This is a genomic window from Marinobacterium sp. xm-d-530 (assembly GCF_013283365.1).
Classification (GTDB): domain Bacteria; phylum Pseudomonadota; class Gammaproteobacteria; order Pseudomonadales; family Balneatricaceae; genus Marinobacterium_E.
On sequence record NZ_WBYM01000001.1, the window covers coordinates 426437 to 448443 of the forward strand.

Genomic DNA, 22007 nt, shown 5'->3' on the forward strand with positions numbered 1-22007 from the left:
CTTAGATATGCTTAACTTCTGCAATCTCATATTCAGTCACACCGGCCGGGGTCTCAACCGCGGCGATGTCACCCTCCTCTTTACCGATCAGTGCTCGTGCAATCGGGGAGTTGATAGAGATCTTATTCAGTTTGATGTCTGCTTCATCGTCCCCGACGATCTTGTAGGTCACTTCCGCGTCGGTATCGACGTTAATTAGATCAACCGTCGTACCAAAGATCACTTTACCCGTGTGAGGCAGGCTGGTGACATCGATCACTTGAACCACTGAAAGCTTGCTCTCAATGTCCGCGATACGACCTTCGATAAAGCCCTGCTGTTCACGCGCTGCGTGGTACTCAGCATTCTCTTTAAGGTCACCGTGCTCACGTGCTTCAGCAATCGCTGCAATCACGGTTGGGCGATCTTGGGTTTTAAGACGCTCCAGTTCAGCGCGAAGTGCCACTTCGCCCTCAACGGTCATGGGAACACGATTGACACTCATGCAGACGCCTCCGCGTGGATCTCTTGAAGACGACGCACGGTACGCTCTTCACCGTAACGAAGTGCTTCGGTAATCGCGACGGCACCGGCCATCGTCGTTGAGTAAGGCACTTTATGCTGCAGTGCTGCACGACGGATATCGGCTGAATCAGCAATCGCTTTACGGCCCTCCGTTGTGTTTACAACGTAGTTAACTTCGCCGTTCTTCAACATATCAACGATGTTTGGACGACCTTCAGTGACCTTGTTCACAACCTTAGCTGTAATGCCGTGAGTCTCTAGTAGTGCTGCTGTACCGCTGGTTGCAACGATATCGAAGCCAAGTTCAACCAACTGTTTAGTCAGTTCACAAGCGGCCTCTTTATCGACGTCACGCACTGAAACAAACGCAGTACCTGGCTTAGGTAGCTTGTCGCCAGCTCCCAAGTGAGCCTTCATGAATGCTTCACCGAAGGTTTCACCGGTACCCATGACTTCACCCGTAGACTTCATCTCTGGGCCAAGGATTGGGTCAACACCTTGGAATTTATTGAACGGGAATACCGCCTCTTTCACGTTGAAGTAGCTTGGTACGATCTCTTTCGTAAAGCCTAGCTCTTCCAATGACTTACCGGTCATAACCAGTGCAGCGACTTTCGCTAGAGAAACACCGATACACTTAGATACGAAAGGAACTGTACGTGATGCACGAGGGTTAACCTCGATCACGTAGATCTCGCCATCTTGGTAGGCTAACTGGACGTTCATCAAGCCAACAACACCCAATTCAAGTGCCATCTTGCGCACCATCTCGCGCATCTCGTCCTGGACGTCTGCTGCAAGGTTGTACGGAGGGAATGAACATGCTGAGTCACCTGAGTGAACACCCGCCTGCTCAATGTGCTGCATGATCGCTCCAATCACGACCTGCTTACCGTCACAGACCGCATCGATATCCACTTCGATCGCTGCGTTTAGGAAGTGATCAAGCAGGACAGGTGATTCGTTAGAGACCTGAACGGCTGTATTCATGTACTTACGCAGCTCGTCCTCTTTGTAGACGATCTCCATAGCACGACCACCCAATACGTAAGATGGACGAACAACCAGTGGGTAACCGATCTTCTCGGCTTCAATGATCGCCTCTTCAAGGCTACGTACTGTTGAGTTCTCTGGCTGTTTCAGACCAAGACGCTTAAGCATCTGCTGGAACAGTTCACGGTCTTCAGCACGGTCGATCGCTTCAGACGAGGTACCAATGATTGGAACGCCAGCCTGTTCTAGAGCTACGGCTAATTTCAGAGGAGTCTGACCACCGTACTGAACAATCACGCCTTTAGGCTGTTCAACTTCAACGATTGCCAACACATCTTCTAGAGTGATCGGCTCGAAGTAGAGGCGGTCTGATGTGTCATAGTCGGTAGAGACGGTTTCAGGGTTACAGTTAACCATGATGGTCTCGTAGCCATCTTCACGCGCTGCAAGCGCTGCATGAACACAGCAGTAGTCAAATTCGATACCCTGACCGATACGGTTAGGGCCACCACCGATGACCATGATCTTGTCACGATCCGATGGGTTCGCTTCACACTCCTCTTCGTACGTTGAGTACATGTAAGCGGTATCAGTCGCAAATTCTGCGGCACAGGTATCGACACGTTTGTATACTGGCTTAATACCAGCTGCCTGACGATGCTTGCGGAACTGCTTCTCTGAAACACCCAATAGCTTGGCTAGACGAGCATCTGAGAAACCTTTGCGCTTCAGCATGAACAGATCGGTTGTAGAGAGTTCACTCAGTGCGGTTTCCGATACACGCTGCTCATCTTTGATGATGTCTTCGATCTGAACCAAGAACCAAGGATCAACGCCACTCAGCTTGTAGATCTCATCAACGCTCATACCCATACGGAAGGCGTCGCCGATGTACCAGATGCGCTCAGAACCTGGAGTTGTTAGCTCGTAAACGATCTTATCGCGTGCATCTTCAGCGGTAATATCAACAATCGGATCGAAGCCTTCAGAACCAACCTCTAGACCACGTAGCGCTTTCTGCAAAGACTCTTGCTGAGTACGACCAATCGCCATCACCTCACCCACCGACTTCATCTGAGTCGTTAGGCGATCGTTTGCTTGTGGGAATTTTTCAAAGGTGAAACGAGGGATCTTAGTTACTACGTAGTCGATGGCAGGCTCGAAGGAAGCTGGTGTTTGACCGCCAGTGATATCGTTCTGAAGCTCATCAAGGGTGTAACCGACCGCCAGTTTTGCCGCCACTTTCGCAATTGGGAAACCTGTTGCTTTTGAAGCCAGTGCTGAAGAGCGCGATACGCGTGGGTTCATTTCGATCACCACAACGCGTCCAGTCTTTGGACAAACACCGAACTGTACGTTCGAACCGCCTGTTTCAACACCGATCTCACGCAGAACTGCAATCGAAGCATTACGCATCAACTGGTACTCTTTATCGGTCAAGGTCTGCGCTGGTGCGACTGTGATCGAGTCACCAGTGTGTACGCCCATGGCATCAAAGTTTTCGATCGAACAGATGATGATACAGTTATCGTTCTTGTCGCGGACAACCTCCATCTCGTACTCTTTCCAACCGATCAACGACTCATCGATAAGAAGCTCGTTGGTTGGTGATAGATCCAGACCACGCTCACAGATTTCGATGAACTCTTCACGGTTGTAGGCGATACCACCACCAGAACCACCCATAGTGAATGATGGACGGATGATCGCTGGGAAGCCAACCTGATCCAGTACCTGAAGAGCCTCTTCCATCGAGTGAGCGATAGAGGCGCGTGGACACTCAAGGCCGATGTTCTTCATCGCCTTGTCAAAACGTTCACGGTCTTCCGCTTTATCGATCGCATCTTGAGTAGCGCCGATCATCTCTACACCAAACTCAGCCAATACGCCTTCGCGGTCGAGATCAAGCGCACAGTTCAGTGCAGTCTGACCACCCATAGTCGGTAGCAGCGCATCTGGACGCTCTTTCTCAATGATCTTAGCAACCGTTTTCCAGTTGATTGGCTCGATGTATGTCGCATCAGCCATCGCTGGATCGGTCATGATCGTTGCTGGGTTTGAGTTAACAAGAATAACTCGGTAACCCTCTTCGCGAAGCGCTTTACACGCTTGTGCGCCAGAATAGTCAAACTCACACGCCTGACCGATAACGATCGGGCCTGCACCTAGGATAAGAATACTTTGTATGTCGGAACGTTTTGGCATCGTAAAACCTGGTCTAAATCTGTTTCTCTAAGTTACCCGTTACAACTCAGCCCTGTTGGCGTGAGCGCATCATCTCAACGAAGCGATCGAAGAGTGGTGCCACATCGTGTGGACCAGGGCTCGCTTCTGGGTGCCCTTGGAAACTGAACGCTGGACGATCAGTACGCTCAATACCCTGTAGTGAGCCATCGAACAGTGATTTGTGTGTTGCACGTAGTGTGCTAGGTAGTGAATCTTCAGCCACCGCGAAACCGTGGTTCTGGCTGGTGATCATCACCTGCTTGCTATCTAGATCCTGAACGGGGTGGTTGGCACCGTGGTGACCAAACTTCATCTTCTCAGTCTTAGCACCTGACGCAAGCGCAAGTAGCTGGTGACCAAGACAGATGCCGAAAACTGGCAGTTCTGTTTTTAGAATGTCAGAGATCGCATCGATCGCGTAATCACATGGCTCTGGGTCACCAGGACCATTCGACAAGAAAACGCCATCTGGATTCATTGCAAGCACTTCAGATGCTGGTGTCTGTGCAGGCACAACCGTCAAACGGCAGCCTCGCTCAACCAGCATGCGTAGAATATTTTGTTTAACACCGAAATCGTAAGCCACTACGTTGAACGGTTGATCAGCATCGGCTTTCTCTGTGTAGCCAGTACCAAGCTCCCAAGTGGACGTGCGCCAAGCATCAGAACTGTCACGTGTAACGACTTTTGCTAAGTCCATGCCTTTCAGGCCAGGGAAGCCACGAGCAGCATCGAGTGCTTTCGCTTCATCAATGTTATCACCCGCAACGATGCAACCATTCTGGGCACCTTTCTCACGAAGAATACGCGTTAAGCGGCGTGTATCGATGCCGGCAATACCCATGATGTTGCGCTCTTTTAGGTACTCATCTAGCGCCTGCTCAGAACGGAAGTTGCTCGCAAGCAGTGGCAGATCACGAATCACAAGACCTGCAACCCAAGTGCGATCAGATTCTGCATCTTCAGCGTTACAACCCACGTTACCAATGTGTGGGTAGGTGAGTGTCACGATCTGGCGGCAGTAGGATGGATCGGTAAGGATCTCTTGATAACCGGTCATTGAGGTGTTGAATACAACCTCACCTGATGATTCGCCTTCGGCGCCGATCGAAATACCCCTAAAAATAGAACCGTCTTCAAGGGCTAAGATGGCTGGCTGCGTCAAAAGAACCTCCCCGCGCGCTGGCTAGATATGAAAAATTACTGTGGCTTGGCTGCAAAAAAGCGAGGCCAACTTGGGGTCCGCCTCGCTTTCAAAAACATCTCTTCGGTGGGATGCGCCGCTATCGCGGGCAAAACCTGCGGTATTCTAAGGGAATTAGCTGCGCAAGTCCATGCCGAATCGGTCGAATATGGTGAGTAAAAGTCAACTTAAACTGTAGCTAAGTTGCCCTTCTCCTCAAGCCAGCACTTGCGATCGGAAGCCCGCTTCTTCGCCAACAACATATCAAGCACCTGGTGAGTATCATCTCCAGACTCCAGCGTTAACTGAACCAAACGACGGGTATCGGGATCCATCGTTGTTTCACGCAACTGCATCGGGTTCATCTCACCCAATCCCTTGAATCGTTGTACTCCGATGCGCGCGTTATTGCGCTCCGCTTTGATGCGTTCAACGATGCCATTCTTCTCAGACTCATCCAGAGCGTAGAAGACCTCTTTCGCCACATCAATTCGGAACAGCGGCGGCATAGCGACATAGACATGCCCTGCAGCCACCAAAGGTTTGAAGTGTCTTAGGAAGAGTGCACAGATCAGCGTGGCGATGTGCGCACCATCAGAATCGGCATCGGCAAGAATACAGACCTTACCGTAACGCAAATTACTCAGATCCTCGGCACCCGGATCCACGCCAATAGCCACCGAAATATCGTGAATCTCTTGCGAACCGAGGATCTCTGAAGAGTCGACCTCCCAGGTATTCAAAATCTTACCACGCAGCGGCATGATCGCCTGAAAGTCTCGGCTACGTGCCTGCTTTGCTGAACCGCCTGCCGAGTCACCCTCGACTAAGAAGAGCTCACTGCGCATAGGATCGGTGCCCGAACAGTCGGCTAATTTACCTGGTAGAGCGGGCCCCTGCGTTACCTTTTTACGTACCACTTTCTTAGCAGAACGCAGACGTTTTTGTGCATTGGCGATCACCAATTCAGCAATCGCCTCACCCTCTTCAACGTGCTTATTGAGCCATAATAGGAAGGCATCTTTTACCGCACCCGAGATAAACGCCGCAATTTGACGCGAAGAGAGACGCTCTTTGGTTTGACCAGAGAACTGCGGGTCACGCATCTTGGCTGAAAGAATAAAGCAGCAACGATCCCAGACATCCTCTGGCGACAGTTTCACACCGCGTGGCAGCAGACTGCGGAAGTCACAAAACTCACGCAACGCCTCCAAAAGACCGGTACGCAGGCCATTCACATGGGTTCCGCCTTGCGCGGTCGGGATCAAGTTGACGTAGCTTTCGCAGGTCATCTCGCCACCCTCTTTTAGCCACTGGACAGCCCACTCAACGGCATCCTCTTCACCCTGCAAAGAGCCACAAAATGGCTCTTCAGGAAGGGTCTCATAAACTTGTGTATTACCTTTCAGATACGCCACTAAGCCATCTTCGTAGTACCACTCCTCTTTCTCTTTCTTACCCGTAGAGAGATCGGTAAAGGTCACTTTTAAACCGGGACAGAGAACCGCCTTGGCACGCAGATTATGCTTCAGACGACTGACACTAAACTTAGGCGAATCGAAGTAACTAGGGTCGGGCAAAAATCGAACGGTGGTACCGGTATTGCGCTGACCACAGGTATCGACCACTTCAAGATCCGATACTTTCTCGCCGTCTGCAAAGCCGATGCGATGCACCTGACCACCACGACGAATTTGCACCTCCAACAGCTTAGAGAGTGCGTTAACAACGGAGACACCCACCCCGTGGAGACCGCCCGAGTAGTTGTAGTTGTCATTGTTAAACTTACCGCCGGCATGAAGCTTGGTCAGAATCAGCTCAACCCCTGGGACACCCTCCTCTGGGTGAATGTCCACCGGCATACCGCGACCATCATCGGACACAGAGAGTGAGTTGTCGGGGTGCAGAATGATATCGATCTGCTTTGCATGGCCTGCCAACGCCTCATCGACTGAGTTGTCGATCACCTCTTGTGCTAGGTGATTGGGACGATCCGTTTCTGTGTACATTCCCGGGCGACGCTTTACTGGGTCAAGCCCGCTTAGTACCTCGATCGAACCAGCATTATAGTCCTTTGACATATCTCTCTTTTCCTAGCCGTTCTCAGGCTGCCAGCGATTCTCAGCGAAGGCAAAAATCGTCGGCAACATGGATTCAAAATTTTCAAAGCCGTGATGGCCGCCCGGTTGAACAATCTGCGAGGACTCACTGTAGTAGCTAACAGCCTCACGATAGTCGAGGGTCTCATCTCCCTCTTGCTGCATCAGCAGTAGACGTTCCGGGTATGTCAGTTGAGGATAATACAACCGCTCTAACTGAGCCATATGTTCAAGCGTCAATTCATACTCTTCGCCAGAGTAGAAATTCTTTTGCGGACCTAGTAACGCACCCAACAGTGTGTGTGGCGCAACCGCCGGGTTAACTAAAATGGCTTTTACATGTGCGTAGCGCTCACTGAGGCAAGTCGCATAAAAACCACCCAAAGAGCTGCCAATCAATAGTAGCTCGTCATGCTGCTGAACAATCGTCTCTAGCTGCTGCATCGCCTCTTCTGGCCAGTGCGACAATGCGGGTACTGATAGCTGCGATGCCCTACCGATCGACTCAAAGTGGCGTATCAACTGCTGACCTTTAAGCGACTCGGGTGAACTGTTAAAACCGTGAATATAGAGAAAATGCATTACTGTCCGCTCACCACCTTCACATCATGACGCACACCCTGAGTCGCACAGTGTCCTAACCACTCCGCAAGATGTTGATTAAGCTGGTATTTTTCATCTGGCTGATGCATCGCATCATTAGGGTAATCGTAACGTCCAGGCAGTTGTGAGCGACGTTTTAAACAGACCACTTCCGCCATCCGTGCATCATGATAGAGACGTATCACAAAAGACTGTGGGTTAAACCATGGGGAAGCTTGCTCAGGCCAGTAAGAGAGTGTCCACGTCGAGGTGTAGGCAAACTCCTCATCGCGTTTAATGGCGACAACATAGGCGTGTTGATGCCACTCGATACGAAACTCAATAGACTCCTGCTGAGCAGGAAGCAGACGCATCAGACGGGCATAGTTGGTCTCAGAGACAACACTCTGTTTTACCAAATCCGGCACATACTTACGCTTCACATCATGCATCAACAGCACCTTGTAAACTCAATTTATTCAGCGCCAGCCACTGCAAAGCTATGATGGCAGGCGAACTATTAATAACACCCTGATTGACTAACTCTATGGCATCATCACTCGAAAGGACGTGAACACGAATATCTTCACCCTCCTCCGGCAAACCATGAATGCCTCTAGCCTGTTCCGAATCCACCTCAGCATAAAGCAGATCGATCCACTCATCACAGCCACCGCCACTGGGCAGATAACGAATAATTCTACGCGGCTCGCCGATCACCAAGCCAGCCTCCTCAATCGACTCACGCTTAGCGACTTGCTCAGAGGTTTCACCCTCTTCCACCACGCCAGCAACCACCTCAAGCATCCAAGGAGAGGGGCCCTGCAGAGACCCAACCCGAAACTGCTCAACCAACACAACAGAGTCCTTCGCGGGATCATAAAGCAGCACACAGACCGCATCTCCGCGCTGAAACAGCTCGCGTGTGATCTCAATCGATTGACCTGAAAAAGTCTTATGCTCAAGCGTTAGCCGCTTAACCCGAAAGTAGCCCTGAAAGGCCGTCTCATCGTTGATCAAGCGATAATCTTGTTGCCCAAAGCTGGGAGCCCAAGCCGGTTTGGAGTGCTCAGAACTCATTGCGCAGCCTGTTTCTCGCCAGCAAATTGACGCAACTGCTGAATCTCTTCTGGCCAAATCGTCTCATCAATAGTCTCTAAACAGAGCGGGACACCACGAAAACGATCGTCCTGCATGATGTAACGAAACGCCTCCCAGCCAATTTCACCCTGACCCAATGAGTGGTGACGATCGACGCGACCACCCAGCGCTATTTTAGAGTCGTTAATGTGCATACCGCACAACCTATCAAAGCCGATCAGTCGTTCAAACTCGGCAAAACTCTGCTCACAGGCTTCAAAAGTGCGTAGATCATAACCTGCAGCAAAAATATGGCAGGTATCGATGCAGACACCAATGCGTTCAGGGTATCGGCTTTTGTCGATGATGGCCGCAATCTCTTCAAATCTGTAACCTAAATTGGATCCCTGCCCCGCCGTCGTCTCAATCACGGCGATGACCTGTTCGGTCTCCTGAGTCGCGATATCGATCGATTCAGAGATGGTCGCTAAACAGCTTGTCACATCGATCTTTTTAAGATGACTGCCCGGATGAAAATTCAGATAACAGAGCCCTAACTGCTCGCAACGCTGCATCTCATCAACAAAGGCGTCGCGTGACTTCTCAAGTGGCTCTGCCTCTGGGTGCCCCAAATTAATCAGGTAACTGTCGTGCGGAAGAATTTGCTCTGGCAGAAAGCTATGCTCGGCACAGTTCGCTTTAAACTGCTCGATTGTCTCATCGGCAAGCGGCTTAGCTACCCACTGTCTCTGATTCTTAGTAAACAGCGCAAACGCATTGGCACCGATCGCCGCCGCATTCAATGGCGCATTCTGCACCCCACCCGCTGCGCTAACATGGGCACCAACGTAGTAGGGCTTCAGTGAGTTACTTACAGCTTGCACGCACCACCTGCACAGTCGTCAAAGTCCATCGACTCAAGCTCCATTCGCTCAGAGTGTGCGCTTTTAATCACCTTCAATAGACTACCCTCAGCGGATCCATCTTCAGCGACTCCAGCACGCTCAAATACAGAGACCAAAATACCCAGTTCGTCTGTCGTAAAATCGTTCATTCTCTTCTCCTTATTATCGGGCTAGAGTGGCTTAAGCCACTCCACCATTAGCTGTAAGCTGCGCTGCCCACGAAATTCATTGATATCCAATCGGTAGACGGCACGCACACGATTGATCGACGCATTCGGCCAAATATCAGACTCTACATTAAAGGCGATTGCATCCAGTGCCAAGCCTGTTGTCGGCTCTTGCAGTACCATTTTCAGATGTTTTTGACCGACGATACGCTGCTGCAACAGTCGAAACTCACCATGGAAGCTCGGCTCTGGGAATTGGTGCCCCCAGGGGCCCGCTTCTTGAATCATCTGAGCCAACTCCATGGTGAATTGATTAGGTGCCAACTCACCATCTGTCTCGATCACTCGATCCAGATCCTCTTTGCGTGTCTGACGAGTCACTTCAGCCGCAAAAGCAGTCTCGAAACGGGCTAGATCCGCTTTAGAAATGGTCAATCCGGCTGCCATCGCATGACCACCAAACTTTGAAATTAAGCCAGGATGTTCGGTCGCTATACGATCCAATCCATCGCGTATATGGAACCCCTCAATGGAACGAGCCGATCCTTTAATCTCACCCTCATCACCCGGCGCAAACACGATCACCGGTCGATGCAGTTTCTCTTTAACGCGAGAGGCAAGAATACCAATAACGCCTTGGTGCCACTGCTCGTTAAAGAGCGCTATGCCGGCTGGGCGTTCCGCCTCCAAAAGATCCAACGACTCTAAATGGGCCATCGCTTGAGCCTGCATTTCAGACTCAATAGAGCGTCGCTCGCGGTTTAAGGCATCCAGCTGTTCAGCGTATTCACGGGCACGTTGTGGATCCTCCTCTAGTAGACACTCAATACCCAAGCTGATGTCATCCAAACGACCTGCCGCATTAAGACGTGGTGCAACGGCAAACCCCAAATCAGAGCTACTAATGCGTTGATTATCACGCCCAGCAACCTCTAAAAGCGCAAGGAGGCCCGGACGCGCTCTGCCGGCACGGATACGGGCCAACCCTTGATGCACTAAGGTGCGGTTATTCCGCTCCAGAGGCACTACATCGGCCACCGTACCCAAAGCAATAAGATCAAGATAGTTAGCCAAATTCGGAGCCTTAACTCCGCTCTTCTCAAACCAACCAAGCTGCTGCAGCTGACGACGAAGTGCGATTAAAAGATAGAAGATGACTCCGGCACCACAGGTCGATTTCGCCATGAACTGACAGCCGGCCTGATTGGGATTAATAATTGCCACAGCCTTGGGCAATACCGAGCCCGGCAGGTGGTGATCTGTCACGATCACATCGATCCCTAGCATATTGGCTCGATCAACACCTTCGATACTGGAGATACCATTATCAACGGTAATGATCAGATCGGGCTGCTTCTGCTGAGCAACCTCAACAATTTCCGGAGACAGGCCATAGCCGTATTCGAATCGATTCGGAACGAGATAGTCGACCTGATTAAAACCAAACGCACGCAGAGCCAGTAACGCTGTCGTCGTACTGGTCGCACCATCACAATCGAAGTCGCCAACAATCAGGATCGACTCCTGTTGCCGAAGCGCAGTGACAAGCCTTGCCACCCCGGCATCAATGCCTAACATGGCACCATCGGGGAGCAGGGTCTCCAACCCCTTTTCAAGCTCACTGAGCTCAGACACGCCGCGCCCGGCGTAGATACGCGCAATCACCGGATGCAAAGAGGCAAGTGAGGAAGATACAGCGCCTATTGGGCGCTCAATAATCATCGCTTCGCTCAAGACTCACCTGGCAAAAGCTGATCAGTTTTATCGGTTAGGTAGTAGACAACCAGGCCTATCCATTCGCGCAAACCGGTGTGAAGGTCTCGCATGTTACGCCACAGCCTTGGATCCAACTTAAAGCCTGTTGTAGTCGTCGTGTAGTAATCCACTGGGTAGGGAATGACCTGCCAACCCTGTTTCTCAAAGATACCTACAGAGCGCGGCATATGAAAAGCCGAGGTCACCAACAACCACGGCTTATCAGGCACAGCACCCAACAATTTTGCCGACAATAGCGCATTTTCATAGGTGTTTCGGGACTGGTTCTCCAAAAGGACCCTATCCGCAAGACCTATTTGCCCCAGATAATCGGCCACACCATCCGCCCCTTTGAACGATTGACGGAGAACGGACCCACTGCCACCGGTAAAGATGATTTTCGCTTCAGGAAAACGCTTAGCCAAGGCTGGAATCACCATCACCCGCTCAGCAGCGGCATTGAACTGGGACTGTTGCCAAACCGAAGAGAGCTCAGGGTTTTCACCGCCGCCCAAAATCACGATCCCGGCGGGCTCAATCTGATTCAGATCCGGTTGCTTAAAACGTGACTCCAAAGGGTACAAAACCGCATCTCCCAAGGGCATCAATAAAATCGCCATCAACAGCAGTAGATCAATAGATAGCAGCCAGCTAGCTAAGCGGCGCTTACCTAACCAAAGTAAAAAAAGGCCAAGCAGCATCAACCAGACCAAAAGATGGTCAGGTGCAGCGAGGAACCAGAAAAGCTTTGAGAGCGAGAAGAAACTGTCCATACAAAAAAACGCCCCTCAAAGGAGGGGCGATTCATTTAGCTCTTGTGCGAGTGAGTCGCCACAAACTGTTGTACTGTGGCCAGATCGTTATCCAGCACCGACAGACGCTCTTCTCGTTCAAACAGATCGCTCATATGAGCCGGCAAGCTAGGCGATTCAAGACCTGCTTTCACAACAGGATCTGGGAACTTAACCGGGTGCGCGGTGGCCAGAGTGACCATCGGTACACTCATATCACGACGACATTCGCGTGCTGCTTTAACACCAATCGCTGTGTGCGGATCCAGTAGGTACTCAGTCGACTCGTAGACATCAGCAATAACCTGACAGGTTGTCTCATCATCAACGGCGTAGCTGTTAAACAGCTCGCGAACCTTATCCCACTCACCATCACCAAGATGAACAGACTCTCTCTTAAAGCGCGCCATCAGATCAGCAACGGCTTTACCGTCACGACCATAAACATCAAATAGAAGACGCTCAAAGTTCGACGAGACCATAATATCCATCGATGGCGACAGAGTATGCTCAAGCTGACCTTTAGACATATCGTTACCGCTGATGACGCGGTGAAGAATGTCATTACGGTTAGTCGCTACCACCAACTGATCGATCGGCAGACCCATCTGTTTAGCGAGGTAGCCGGCAAAAATATCACCGAAGTTACCCGTTGGAACCGAGAAAGAGACTGGACGATGAGGGCCACCCAAGGTCAGCGAGGCTGAGAAGTAGTAGACGATCTGAGCCATGATACGAGCCCAGTTGATTGAGTTCACTGCACCCAGCTTCATACCGTTTAGGAAGCTCTGATCAGCAAAACTGTCTTTCACCATCTCCTGACAGTCATCAAAGTTACCTTCCAAGGCGATATTGAAGACATTGTCTTCCAATACGGTCGTCATCTGACGACGCTGTACTTCAGAGACACGGTTGTAAGGGTGAAGAATGAAGATATCCAAGTGATCAGAGTGACGACAGCCTTCGATCGCTGCAGAACCCGTGTCACCTGAGGTAGCACCCATAATCACCAGGCGTTCATTGCGCTGTTTCAGCACATGATCCATCAAACGACCGAGCAACTGCAGTGCGAAGTCTTTGAATGCCAAGGTAGGACCATGGAACAGCTCAAGAACGAACTCGTTGCTATCGATCTGAACCAAAGGTGCTACGGCATCGTGTTTAAAGACAGCGTAGGTCTCATCGATCATCGATTTAAGATCCCCGTCGCTAATGCACTCTTCAACGAACGGCTTGATCACTTTGAAGGCAAGATCCGCATAGCTAAGGCCTGCCCAGCTTGCGATCTCCTCTTTCGAGAAAGTCGGTAGAGTCTCAGGTACATAGAGACCCCCATCAGACGCCAAACCAGCTAATAGCACATCCGCAAAATTGAGTGCGGGCGCATCACCACGAGTCGAAATATAACGCATCGAAAATTCCTCTTAATCAGCCAGTTGTTCAACACGGATGCGGGTCACTTCACCCACAACGTCTGGCAGTGCTTCGATCTCGCGAAGCGCTTCGTTCATTGTCGATTCAACCACTCGTTGAGTCAGCAGAATGACAGGCACCTGTGATTCACGGATCGGTTTCTGAATCACGGCTTCAATATTGATCCCTTTTTCACCGAGGATGCGGGTAATGTGAGCCATCACGCCTGGGCGTTCAACGGCTTGCAAGCGAAGGTAGTAAGCACTCTCAACCTGTTCAACAGGAAGCACTTCAGCATCTGAAAGCTCGCTAGGCTGGAAAGCCAAGTGTGGAACTCGGTTGTCACGGTCAGCAGTGAGTGTACGAACCACATCCACCACATCAGCAACTACTGCAGAAGCCGTTGGCTCAGCACCGGCACCCGCACCATAGTAGAGGGTTTGACCCACCGCATCACCATCAACAAGGACGGCATTCATGACACCATCGACATTGGCCAGTAACGCTTTCTCTGGAATCATCGTTGGGTGAACACGTAGCTCAATACCCTTCGCTGTGCGGCGGCTAATACCTAGGTGCTTGATGCGGTAGCCTAGCTCTTCAGCGTAGTTCACATCCTGTGAAGTGATCTTACTGATACCCTCGGTGTAGGCTTTTTCGAACTGCAGTGGGATACCAAACGCGATTGAGGCAAGTATGGTCAGCTTGTGCGCTGCGTCTATGCCTTCAACATCAAAGGTCGGATCCGCTTCTGCGTAGCCCAACGCCTGAGCTTCCGCCAATACATCTTCAAAGGCACGACCTTTGTCACGCATTTCGGTCAAAATGAAGTTACCGGTACCGTTAATGATGCCAGCCAACCAGTCGATCTTGTTCGCTGATAGACCTTCGCGAATCGCTTTGATGATTGGGATACCACCAGCAACTGAGGCCTCAAACGCGACCATCACATTCTTCTCTTGCGCAGCCGCAAAAATCTCGTTGCCATGCACCGCGATCAACGCCTTGTTCGCAGTGACGACGTGTTTACCGTTTTGAATGGCCGTCATCACGAGATCAAAGGCTGTCTCGTAACCGCCGATCAGCTCAATGACGATATCGATCTCAGGGTTGGTTGCGATCTCGAAAATGTCCGATGTAACGTGGATTCCTGTCGTATCAAACGCAGGGTTAGGGCGACGCATAGCGACCTGTTCAATCTGAATTCGACGACCCGCACGACGTGCAATCTCAGACGCATTGCGATTAAGAACATCGAACGTACCGCCACCGACAGTACCCATTCCACAGATGCCAACTTTTACCGGCTTCACAACCTTACCTCATTCGAAGTGAGCTCGAGCGGTTCACCCGACCCAGAGCGTTAAAAAATGGGACATATTATAGCTAAAAAAGGGTGTTTGAACTATGGGTATTAGGGAGGTTTTACTGATAAAAAGCGTAATTAGAGGGCGGATGTCAGGCTGAAGCCTGACACCAGTGCTTCAACCTAACTACAGAGAAACGTGACTGGCTTTCAGCCTGTCACGACCCTACCAGCATTTTCCAGAGATTACTTAATCCCCAACACCGGCAGCAGACGCTCGGCTGGCATGTAACCCGGTAATAGATCACCCGTCTCGGTAATCATCGCAGGGGTGCCGGTAACCCCTAGCTTTTGACCCAGCGCCAGCTGTTCAAGCACGGGTGTTTGGCAGCCATCCGCTTTAACAGAGCCACCATCTAGCGCTGACTCCATTGCTGCTAAGCGGTCATCGGCACACCAGATCTGATCCATACGTGACGCAGTAGCACCGCCAGGACCAGAGCGAGGAAAGGCTAAGTAAGCGACTTCGACACCCGCTTCGTTCAGAGCATCCACCTCTTCGTGCAGCTTCTGACAGTAGGGGCAATCGATATCGGTGAAGACATAAAGTCGAGTTCTCTTCTCACCTTTAGCTGGGAAAATAACCATATCGCTATCAGCCACCTGCTGCATGGCATCTAAACGCATCCCACTTAAGCGCTTCTCGGTAAGATTGATCAGACGGTTCTCTTGTGTGATCTGATACGCCTTGCCCGACAGAATAAACTGCGCATCTTCACTGACGTAGAGCACCTCACCAGAACCGAGTAGCACCTCATAAAAACTGGTCATATCGGACGGCTCAATCAGCGTAATAGGAATCGAAGGATCAACCGCTTTCAGCTTCTCTTCAATCAGGGTCTCTGTATTTGCCAGAGCCGGCAAAGTCACAAGGGACAACAACAGTACGAACAAGGTTTTCATCTTAACTCCTTAAAAATTGCGCCCAGTGTGCCAGTTTAACCCCGCGGATGAAACTGCTTGTGCAACTGCTCTAAGCGATGCGTGGCAATTTGCGTATAGATCTGGGTGGTCGATAAATTGGCATGCCCCAATAGCATCTGCACGGCACGAAGATCCGCCCCATGATTCAACAAGTGTGTTGCAAACGCATGTCTAAGCGTATGGGGCGATAGTTCTGATTTAACGCCCGCCTGCTGGGCCCAAAATTTAATACGATGCCAAAAGGTCTGTCGGGTCATCTGCTGTCCTCGACGACTCAAGAAGAGCGCTTCAGGGTTGGTAGCACCCATCAACAGTGGCCGTGCAGCTGATTGATAGCGTTTCAACCAATCAATGGCCGCCTCGCCAACAGGGACCAGTCGCTCTTTATCACCCTTACCGACAACCTGTAATAGCCCAGCCCTCAGGTCAATTTGACCCACCTCAAGCCCAATCAACTCAGAGATACGCAACCCGGATCCGTACAACAGCTCCAACATAGCTCGATCTCGCAACCCCAGTGAATCTTCAACATCCGGCGCCTCAAGCAGCGCATCCACTTCTGCTTCGGAAATGGACTTTGGCAACGCGCGCCCGCGCTTTGGATTGGAGATATTCAACGTAGGGTCAACGTCGATAACACTTTCGCGCAATAGGTAGCGATAAAATCCACGGATACAGGAGAGTTGTCGAGCAGTCGAGCTGGCTTTAAACGCTTCAGACAGGCGCCAGGCAAGATAGTGCTGTAAATCGGACTGCGTAACAGCCATCAGTGATTTACCCTGCTGATTCAACCAACAGGCAAACTGATTCAGATCGCGTCGATAGGAGCTCTGCGTGTTGTCACTTAAGCCACGCTCCATCCACAAGCCTTGAATGAACTCTTTGATTAACGCGGCATCTTTGGAGTCAGGGCTTTGCGCAGTAAAACGTGCATCCGGCACTAACGGTAGACCTCAATAGTTTCTAAAAAGTTACGATCAACAGAGTAGGAAGCATACCCTTGATCGACCCTTCTGAGTAGAACTAACTTATTGTCTGCCACCTCGATCAAACGCCCCTCAATAAAGCGCCCGAAGTGGGTGTAGAGACGAATCTGATACTGTAGATAGTCATCCAGCTCATCAAAGCTAGCAGGATAGAACTGCTTAGAATCCTCAAGCTTTTGCACTTCGCGACTGGAGAGAATCTTCTCCTTGAGCTGCTCAACATTGACCAATCCCTCCTCCTGAGGGGTTAACTGTTCAGCCTGCTCCGCATCTGGCAACAGGGACTCCCAATCCAATCCCGCTAAATCAAGCCCCACCGAGTTGATGCGCAAAGAGGGATTCAAGCGTTCAGCTAAGACGTGGGGGGCGTTCATCAATACGAACAGCTCACTGCCCATACCGCCTGCGGGTGAGATGCCCAAATCAACACTTGAGCCCGGAGCAATAGCCTGCTCATAGGCATTCCAAAGCCGCTCTGGTACCTGCATACCCAACTGTGTAGCCTGAGCTTTTAACAGATCGGCATGCACCAAGCGGTACTCCGCCTCGGTTACATCAGTCTGTTCAGCACAGTAGGTATCGCGGCGAGCATTAAATCCAAGGTCTTGGTAGGCAAACTGAAAACGCTGGACTCGCGGACTGGCCGCCAACAAGGTCTGTGGTGCAAGGTATCCAGGTGTAAAACTAACCTCCAACACCAATCGTTGCGAGGCGATCCCCAACAGCTGAATCTGACTACCCAAGACTAGACGTCCATTATCGTTATCTGGGTCTAAGCGAATGTTAAGATCCGCCTGAATTTCGGGGTATCCCATATCTCGCAACACAGGCAGAGAGAATTCACGTACATCGCCACAACCCAGTGCCGCGATGTTGACCAACCCTTTGCTCGCAGCAGCACTCTGGTTCGCAAGAGCCGTCTCCATAAAATCGGATGCCAGATCCATTCTTAACTTATCGATTTTGATGGCCAAGAAACTGGGCCAGTCAGAAGCACTGCTGACAGGAGAGGGCTGCAGGAAGAAGAGCGGCGCGTCCGCTCGAATACTGATATTGGCCACTTTAATGGCAGACTCATAACCGAAGGGAGCCGCCTGCAGCGACTCAATACGGACTTCACCGCGTGGATCCAGAACCAATTGCTCATAGCGCACACGATAGCCAGGCAGCAGAACCGTCAAGGTATCATCGATATAGGCTTTAGCTTTGTACCAGACATAGGCATAACCGCCCCCACCGACCAGCAGCGTCGCTATCAATAACAGTAGAACGGTTTTAAACCAACGCAAAGGATTCCCCCAACAGTCATCACTTCATACTAGACCACTATTTGAAATAGGAGAAATTTGAGCAATAAAAAAGGCGACACATGGCCGCCTTTCTTAATCGAGATCAACTCAGTTAATAAAATTAACTTAGTTAAGCTTCTCTTTGATACGTGCAGACTTACCGCTACGCTCACGTAGGTAGTAAAGTTTCGCCTGACGAACGTCACCACGACGCTTAACTTCGATCGCTTCAACCGCTGGGCTGTAAGTCTGGAAAGTACGCTCCACACCCACACCGTGAGAGATTTTACGTACAGTGAAAGCAGAGTTTAGGCCGCGGTTACGCTTACCTAGAACTACACCTTCGAACGCCTGTAGACGGCTACGGTTGCCCTCTACTACACGTACTTGAACTACTACAGTGTCACCTGGGCCGAAGTTTGGTACTTCTTTACCAGTTTGTTCAGCTTCGATCTGCTGAATGATTAAGTTTTTGCTGCTCATCGCTCGCTCCTAACTTTTCAACTGCGGACTACTTTTTAGTCTCGCCGATGTATTCGTTTAACAACGTTTGCTGTTCTGGGTCCAAATCGATCTTCTCTAGCAGATCAGGGCGACGCTCATAGGTCCTTCCTAATTGCTGTTTTAGGCGCCATTTGCGTATCTCTGCGTGATTTCCACTCATCAATACCGACGGTACGCCAACGCCATCTAACTGTTCTGGTCGTGTGTAGTGTGGACAATCAAGCAATCCTTCCGAGAAGGAGTCCTCTTCAGCAGAGGCTTGGTCACCCAATACACCAGGCACCATTCTTGATATCGCATCGACCATCACCATGGCTGGGAGCTCACCACCACTCAGGACAAAATCACCGAGTGACCACTCTTCATCCACTTCCGCTTCGATCAGGCGTTCATCAACCCCTTCGTAGCGACCGCAGACAAAGATCAAACTCTCTGCCGTGGCCAGTTCTGTCACACCTTGTTGATCTAAGCGTCTGCCTTGTGGCGACAGATAGATCACTTTAGCCTGACTGGGTGCTGCCGCTTTCGCCGCCGCTATCGCATCTCTCAATGGCTGAACCTTCATCAACATCCCAGGACCACCACCAAAGGGGCGATCATCGACGGTGCGATGTTTGTCGTGAGTAAAATCTCTTGGATTCCAACTCTCGACTTGGATCAGTCCGTTTTTAACTGCTCTGCCTGTAACACCAAAACGGCTAACCGCCTCAAGCATTTCAGGGAACAGCGATACGATCCCAAACCACACAACTTAGAACTCTGGGTCCCAATCGACCCGCATTGTTCCAGCGTTTAAATCAATTTGTTTGATCACCTGATCCGGTACATATGGGATCAATCGTGTCTCACGATCAACGCTCTCGTCTGTACCTTTAACAACCAACACATCATTTGCGCCGGTCTCTATTAGGTGATCTACCCGACCCAACAATTCGCCGGATTCGGTATAAACCAATAATGTCTCTAATTGACTCCAGTAGTACTCACCGTCATCCAACACTGGTAGAACCGAGCGTGGTACTGCAATCTCCGCTTCACAATATTGGCGGGCTGCTTCGGGTGAATCTATAGAGTCCAATTTTGCGATTAAACCCTTACCCTGTTTTTTAGCGCTGGTTACCTTAACCGGTACCCATTCACCTTGTTGTTTTACCAACCAGGGGCGATAGCTGAGGATATTCTCCATCGAATCAGTGTATGAGTAGACTTTAATCCAACCCTGTACACCGAAAGGTGAGTTGAAGCGTCCAAGAACTACGTAGTCCTCTGCTGCAATCTCTGCCACTGCTATCAGGCCTTAATCAATTACTTAGCTTTACGTGCTTCTTTAACCAGTGTGCTAACACGTTCGCTCATTTGAGCGCCCTTGCTAACCCAGTACTCTACGCGCTCTAGATCAAGACGTAGACGCTCTTCCTGGCCGCGAGCAACCGGATTGAAGAAACCAACACGCTCAATAAAGCGGCTGTCACGCGCAAAACGAGAGTCTGCGACATGAATGTGATAGAACGGACGCTTTTTAGCGCCACCACGGGACAAACGAATAGTGACCATTAAGGACCCCTTTATTTCGCGGATGGGTTTTGAGATCGCCCATCATTGTTGTTTCTTCACCAATCCCAGCAAATCGCCCAGACAGATGAAGGCCAAATTAAATAGGGCGCAGATTCTACGTGAATACTGCGCCCATTAAAAGCTATTTTTTGATCAGAGTTTGATCAATTACATACGTGGGAAACCACCAGGACCGCCCATACCCGGTGGCATCATCCCTTTCATGCCACGCGCCAGTTTCGCCATACCCGATTTAGAACCAAACTTCTTCATCATCTTAGCCATCTGCTTGTGCTGTTTAAGCAGGCGATTGATCTCTTGGATGTTGGTACCCGAACCAGCTGCAATACGACGTTTACGCGAGCCGCTGATAATATCTGGGTTGCGACGCTCTTTAGCCGTCATCGAGTCGATGATCACGGCAAACTTCTTCATGCCCTGCTCAGCCTGAGCCGTTTGTGCCGCTTGGATCATCTGCCCCATACCCGGCATCTTCTCCATCATCGACATCATACCGCCCATGTTGTTCATCTGATTGATCTGATCACGGAAGTCTTCTAGATCAAAGCCTTTACCTTTGCTGACCTTCTTCGCCAGCTTTTCCGCTTTATCCTTATCAATCTTGCGCTCAGCTTCCTCAATTAAGGAGAGCACATCACCCATACCCAAAATACGCGAAGCAACACGATCAGGGTGGAAAGGCTCAAGGGCATCGACCTTCTCACCAACACCTAGGAACTTAATAGGCTTGCCAGTAATGTGGCGTACCGACAGAGCCGCACCGCCTCGGGCATCACCATCGGTCTTAGTCAGAATCACACCGGTAAGAGGCAAGACTTCATTAAAGGCTTTTGCAGTATTCGCTGCATCTTGACCCGTCATAGAGTCAACGACGAACAGCGTCTCGACCGGATTAACCGCTGCATGCAGCTCTTTAATCTCAGCCATCATGGCATCATCAACCGCTAGACGACCCGCGGTATCGACAATGACAACATCATGGTGCTGAATTTTTGCATGCGCCGTCGCGCCATTAACGATATCGATCGGCTTCTGTTCAATAGTCGACGGGAAGAACTCGACATCCACCTCGCCGGCCAGAGTCTCTAGCTGACGAATAGCTGCTGGACGGTAGACGTCAGCTGATACGACCAACACCTTCTTCTTTTCACGCTCACGGAGGAAACGCGCCAGCTTTGCAACCGAGGTGGTTTTACCCGCACCCTGCAGACCGGCCATCATCACCACAGCAGGTGGCGTTGCCGCAAGGTTAAGCTGCTCGTTCGCTTCACCCATCACGCGAACCAACTCTTCGTTAACGATCTTAACGAAAACCTGACCAGGACTTAGGCTCTTAGAAACTTCTTGTCCAACCGCACGCTCTTTGACCGCGTTTACAAACTCTTTAACCACCGGCAGGGCAACATCAGCCTCAAGAAGCGCCATACGTACTTCACGCAGCGTATCCTTAATATTGTCTTCGGTCAGTTTCGCGCGTCCTGTAACGGAGCGAAGCGTGCCAGTTAAGCGTTCTTGAAGATTTGCAAACATTCTATTCCTCATTGTGCGGGTCTAATGGGTCGTTTCGATATCGAGATATCCCGCCAAATTTGCGCCGTAGTATAGCGCAGGGACAGGCTGACTGTATATTTCGCATCCCAGCAATTTGTGCCACACTTGTGGAAT

21 protein-coding genes are annotated in these 22007 nt (G+C 50.7%); all 21 read right to left on the bottom strand.

Annotated elements, in window-relative coordinates:
• Position 1 precedes the first annotated feature (1 nt).
• Positions 2-484 (bottom strand): transcription elongation factor GreA, encoded by a 483-nt coding sequence (gene greA, locus XMD530_RS02255; protein WP_173480230.1) that lies wholly within the window; start codon positions 482-484, stop codon positions 2-4.
• Entirely contained in the window at positions 481-3702 is a 3222-nt protein-coding gene (gene carB, locus XMD530_RS02260) for a carbamoyl-phosphate synthase large subunit (RefSeq protein ID WP_173480229.1), read from the bottom strand. The genes greA and carB overlap by 4 nt, the downstream gene beginning before the upstream one ends.
• 46 nt (positions 3703-3748) lie before the next feature.
• On the bottom strand, positions 3749-4888 hold the full coding sequence (carA, locus tag XMD530_RS02265) for a glutamine-hydrolyzing carbamoyl-phosphate synthase small subunit (protein ID WP_173480228.1): 1140 nt from the start codon (positions 4886-4888) through the stop codon (positions 3749-3751).
• A 206-nt stretch (positions 4889-5094) separates the two neighbouring features.
• The gene (gene parE, locus XMD530_RS02270; RefSeq protein WP_173489038.1) at positions 5095-6987 is read right to left on the bottom strand and encodes a DNA topoisomerase IV subunit B; all 1893 of its coding nucleotides are present in this window, start codon (positions 6985-6987) and stop codon (positions 5095-5097) included.
• Between the two features lie 12 nt (positions 6988-6999).
• Entirely contained in the window at positions 7000-7587 is a 588-nt protein-coding gene (locus XMD530_RS02275; protein WP_173489037.1) for a YqiA/YcfP family alpha/beta fold hydrolase, read from the bottom strand.
• Positions 7587-8039, bottom strand: a complete 453-nt coding sequence (locus tag XMD530_RS02280) for a DUF1249 domain-containing protein (RefSeq protein WP_173480225.1) — start codon at positions 8037-8039, stop codon at positions 7587-7589. Before XMD530_RS02280 ends, XMD530_RS02275 begins: the two co-directional genes overlap by 1 nt.
• Positions 8032-8667, bottom strand: a complete 636-nt coding sequence (locus tag XMD530_RS02285) for an NUDIX domain-containing protein (protein WP_173489035.1) — start codon at positions 8665-8667, stop codon at positions 8032-8034. Before XMD530_RS02285 ends, XMD530_RS02280 begins: the two co-directional genes overlap by 8 nt.
• Positions 8664-9551, bottom strand: coding sequence for a deoxyribonuclease IV (gene nfo, locus XMD530_RS02290; RefSeq protein WP_371731420.1), 888 nt, complete (start codon positions 9549-9551; stop codon positions 8664-8666). Before nfo ends, XMD530_RS02285 begins: the two co-directional genes overlap by 4 nt.
• On the bottom strand, positions 9539-9721 hold the full coding sequence (locus XMD530_RS02295; RefSeq protein WP_173480223.1) for a hypothetical protein: 183 nt from the start codon (positions 9719-9721) through the stop codon (positions 9539-9541). Before XMD530_RS02295 ends, nfo begins: the two co-directional genes overlap by 13 nt.
• 21 nt (positions 9722-9742) lie before the next feature.
• Entirely contained in the window at positions 9743-11473 is a 1731-nt protein-coding gene (gene recJ / locus XMD530_RS02300) for a single-stranded-DNA-specific exonuclease RecJ (protein ID WP_371731421.1), read from the bottom strand.
• A complete protein-coding gene (locus tag XMD530_RS02305) occupies positions 11470-12267 on the bottom strand; it encodes a YdcF family protein (RefSeq protein WP_173498469.1) in 798 nt (265 codons plus the stop codon). The genes recJ and XMD530_RS02305 overlap by 4 nt, the downstream gene beginning before the upstream one ends.
• A 35-nt stretch (positions 12268-12302) precedes the next feature.
• Complete coding sequence (gene thrC, locus XMD530_RS02310) at positions 12303-13697, bottom strand: threonine synthase (RefSeq protein ID WP_173480221.1); 1395 nt, start codon at positions 13695-13697, stop codon at positions 12303-12305.
• Between the two features lie 12 nt (positions 13698-13709).
• Positions 13710-15011, bottom strand: coding sequence for a homoserine dehydrogenase (locus tag XMD530_RS02315; protein ID WP_173480220.1), 1302 nt, complete (start codon positions 15009-15011; stop codon positions 13710-13712).
• Between the two features lie 239 nt (positions 15012-15250).
• Positions 15251-15967 (bottom strand): DsbC family protein, encoded by a 717-nt coding sequence (locus XMD530_RS02320; protein ID WP_173506666.1) that lies wholly within the window; start codon positions 15965-15967, stop codon positions 15251-15253.
• A gap of 35 nt (positions 15968-16002) precedes the next feature.
• Positions 16003-16929, bottom strand: a complete 927-nt coding sequence (gene xerD / locus XMD530_RS02325; protein ID WP_371731422.1) for a site-specific tyrosine recombinase XerD — start codon at positions 16927-16929, stop codon at positions 16003-16005.
• A complete protein-coding gene (locus XMD530_RS02330) occupies positions 16929-18263 on the bottom strand; it encodes a hypothetical protein (RefSeq protein ID WP_173506667.1) in 1335 nt (444 codons plus the stop codon). The genes xerD and XMD530_RS02330 overlap by 1 nt, the downstream gene beginning before the upstream one ends.
• 126 nt (positions 18264-18389) lie before the next feature.
• Positions 18390-18746 carry a 50S ribosomal protein L19 gene (gene rplS, locus XMD530_RS02335; protein WP_173480217.1) on the bottom strand — a complete coding sequence of 119 codons (357 nt, stop codon included), beginning with the start codon at positions 18744-18746 and terminating at the stop codon, positions 18390-18392.
• Positions 18747-18774: 28 nt separating this feature from the next.
• Positions 18775-19515 (bottom strand): tRNA (guanosine(37)-N1)-methyltransferase TrmD, encoded by a 741-nt coding sequence (trmD, locus tag XMD530_RS02340; protein ID WP_173480216.1) that lies wholly within the window; start codon positions 19513-19515, stop codon positions 18775-18777.
• Positions 19516-19518: 3 nt separating this feature from the next.
• Positions 19519-20052 carry a ribosome maturation factor RimM gene (rimM, locus tag XMD530_RS02345; RefSeq protein WP_173480215.1) on the bottom strand — a complete coding sequence of 178 codons (534 nt, stop codon included), beginning with the start codon at positions 20050-20052 and terminating at the stop codon, positions 19519-19521.
• A 20-nt stretch (positions 20053-20072) separates the two neighbouring features.
• Positions 20073-20321 (bottom strand): 30S ribosomal protein S16, encoded by a 249-nt coding sequence (gene rpsP, locus XMD530_RS02350; RefSeq protein ID WP_173480214.1) that lies wholly within the window; start codon positions 20319-20321, stop codon positions 20073-20075.
• A gap of 168 nt (positions 20322-20489) precedes the next feature.
• Complete coding sequence (ffh, locus tag XMD530_RS02355; protein ID WP_173482986.1) at positions 20490-21872, bottom strand: signal recognition particle protein; 1383 nt, start codon at positions 21870-21872, stop codon at positions 20490-20492.
• Positions 21873-22007: the final 135 nt, after the last annotated feature.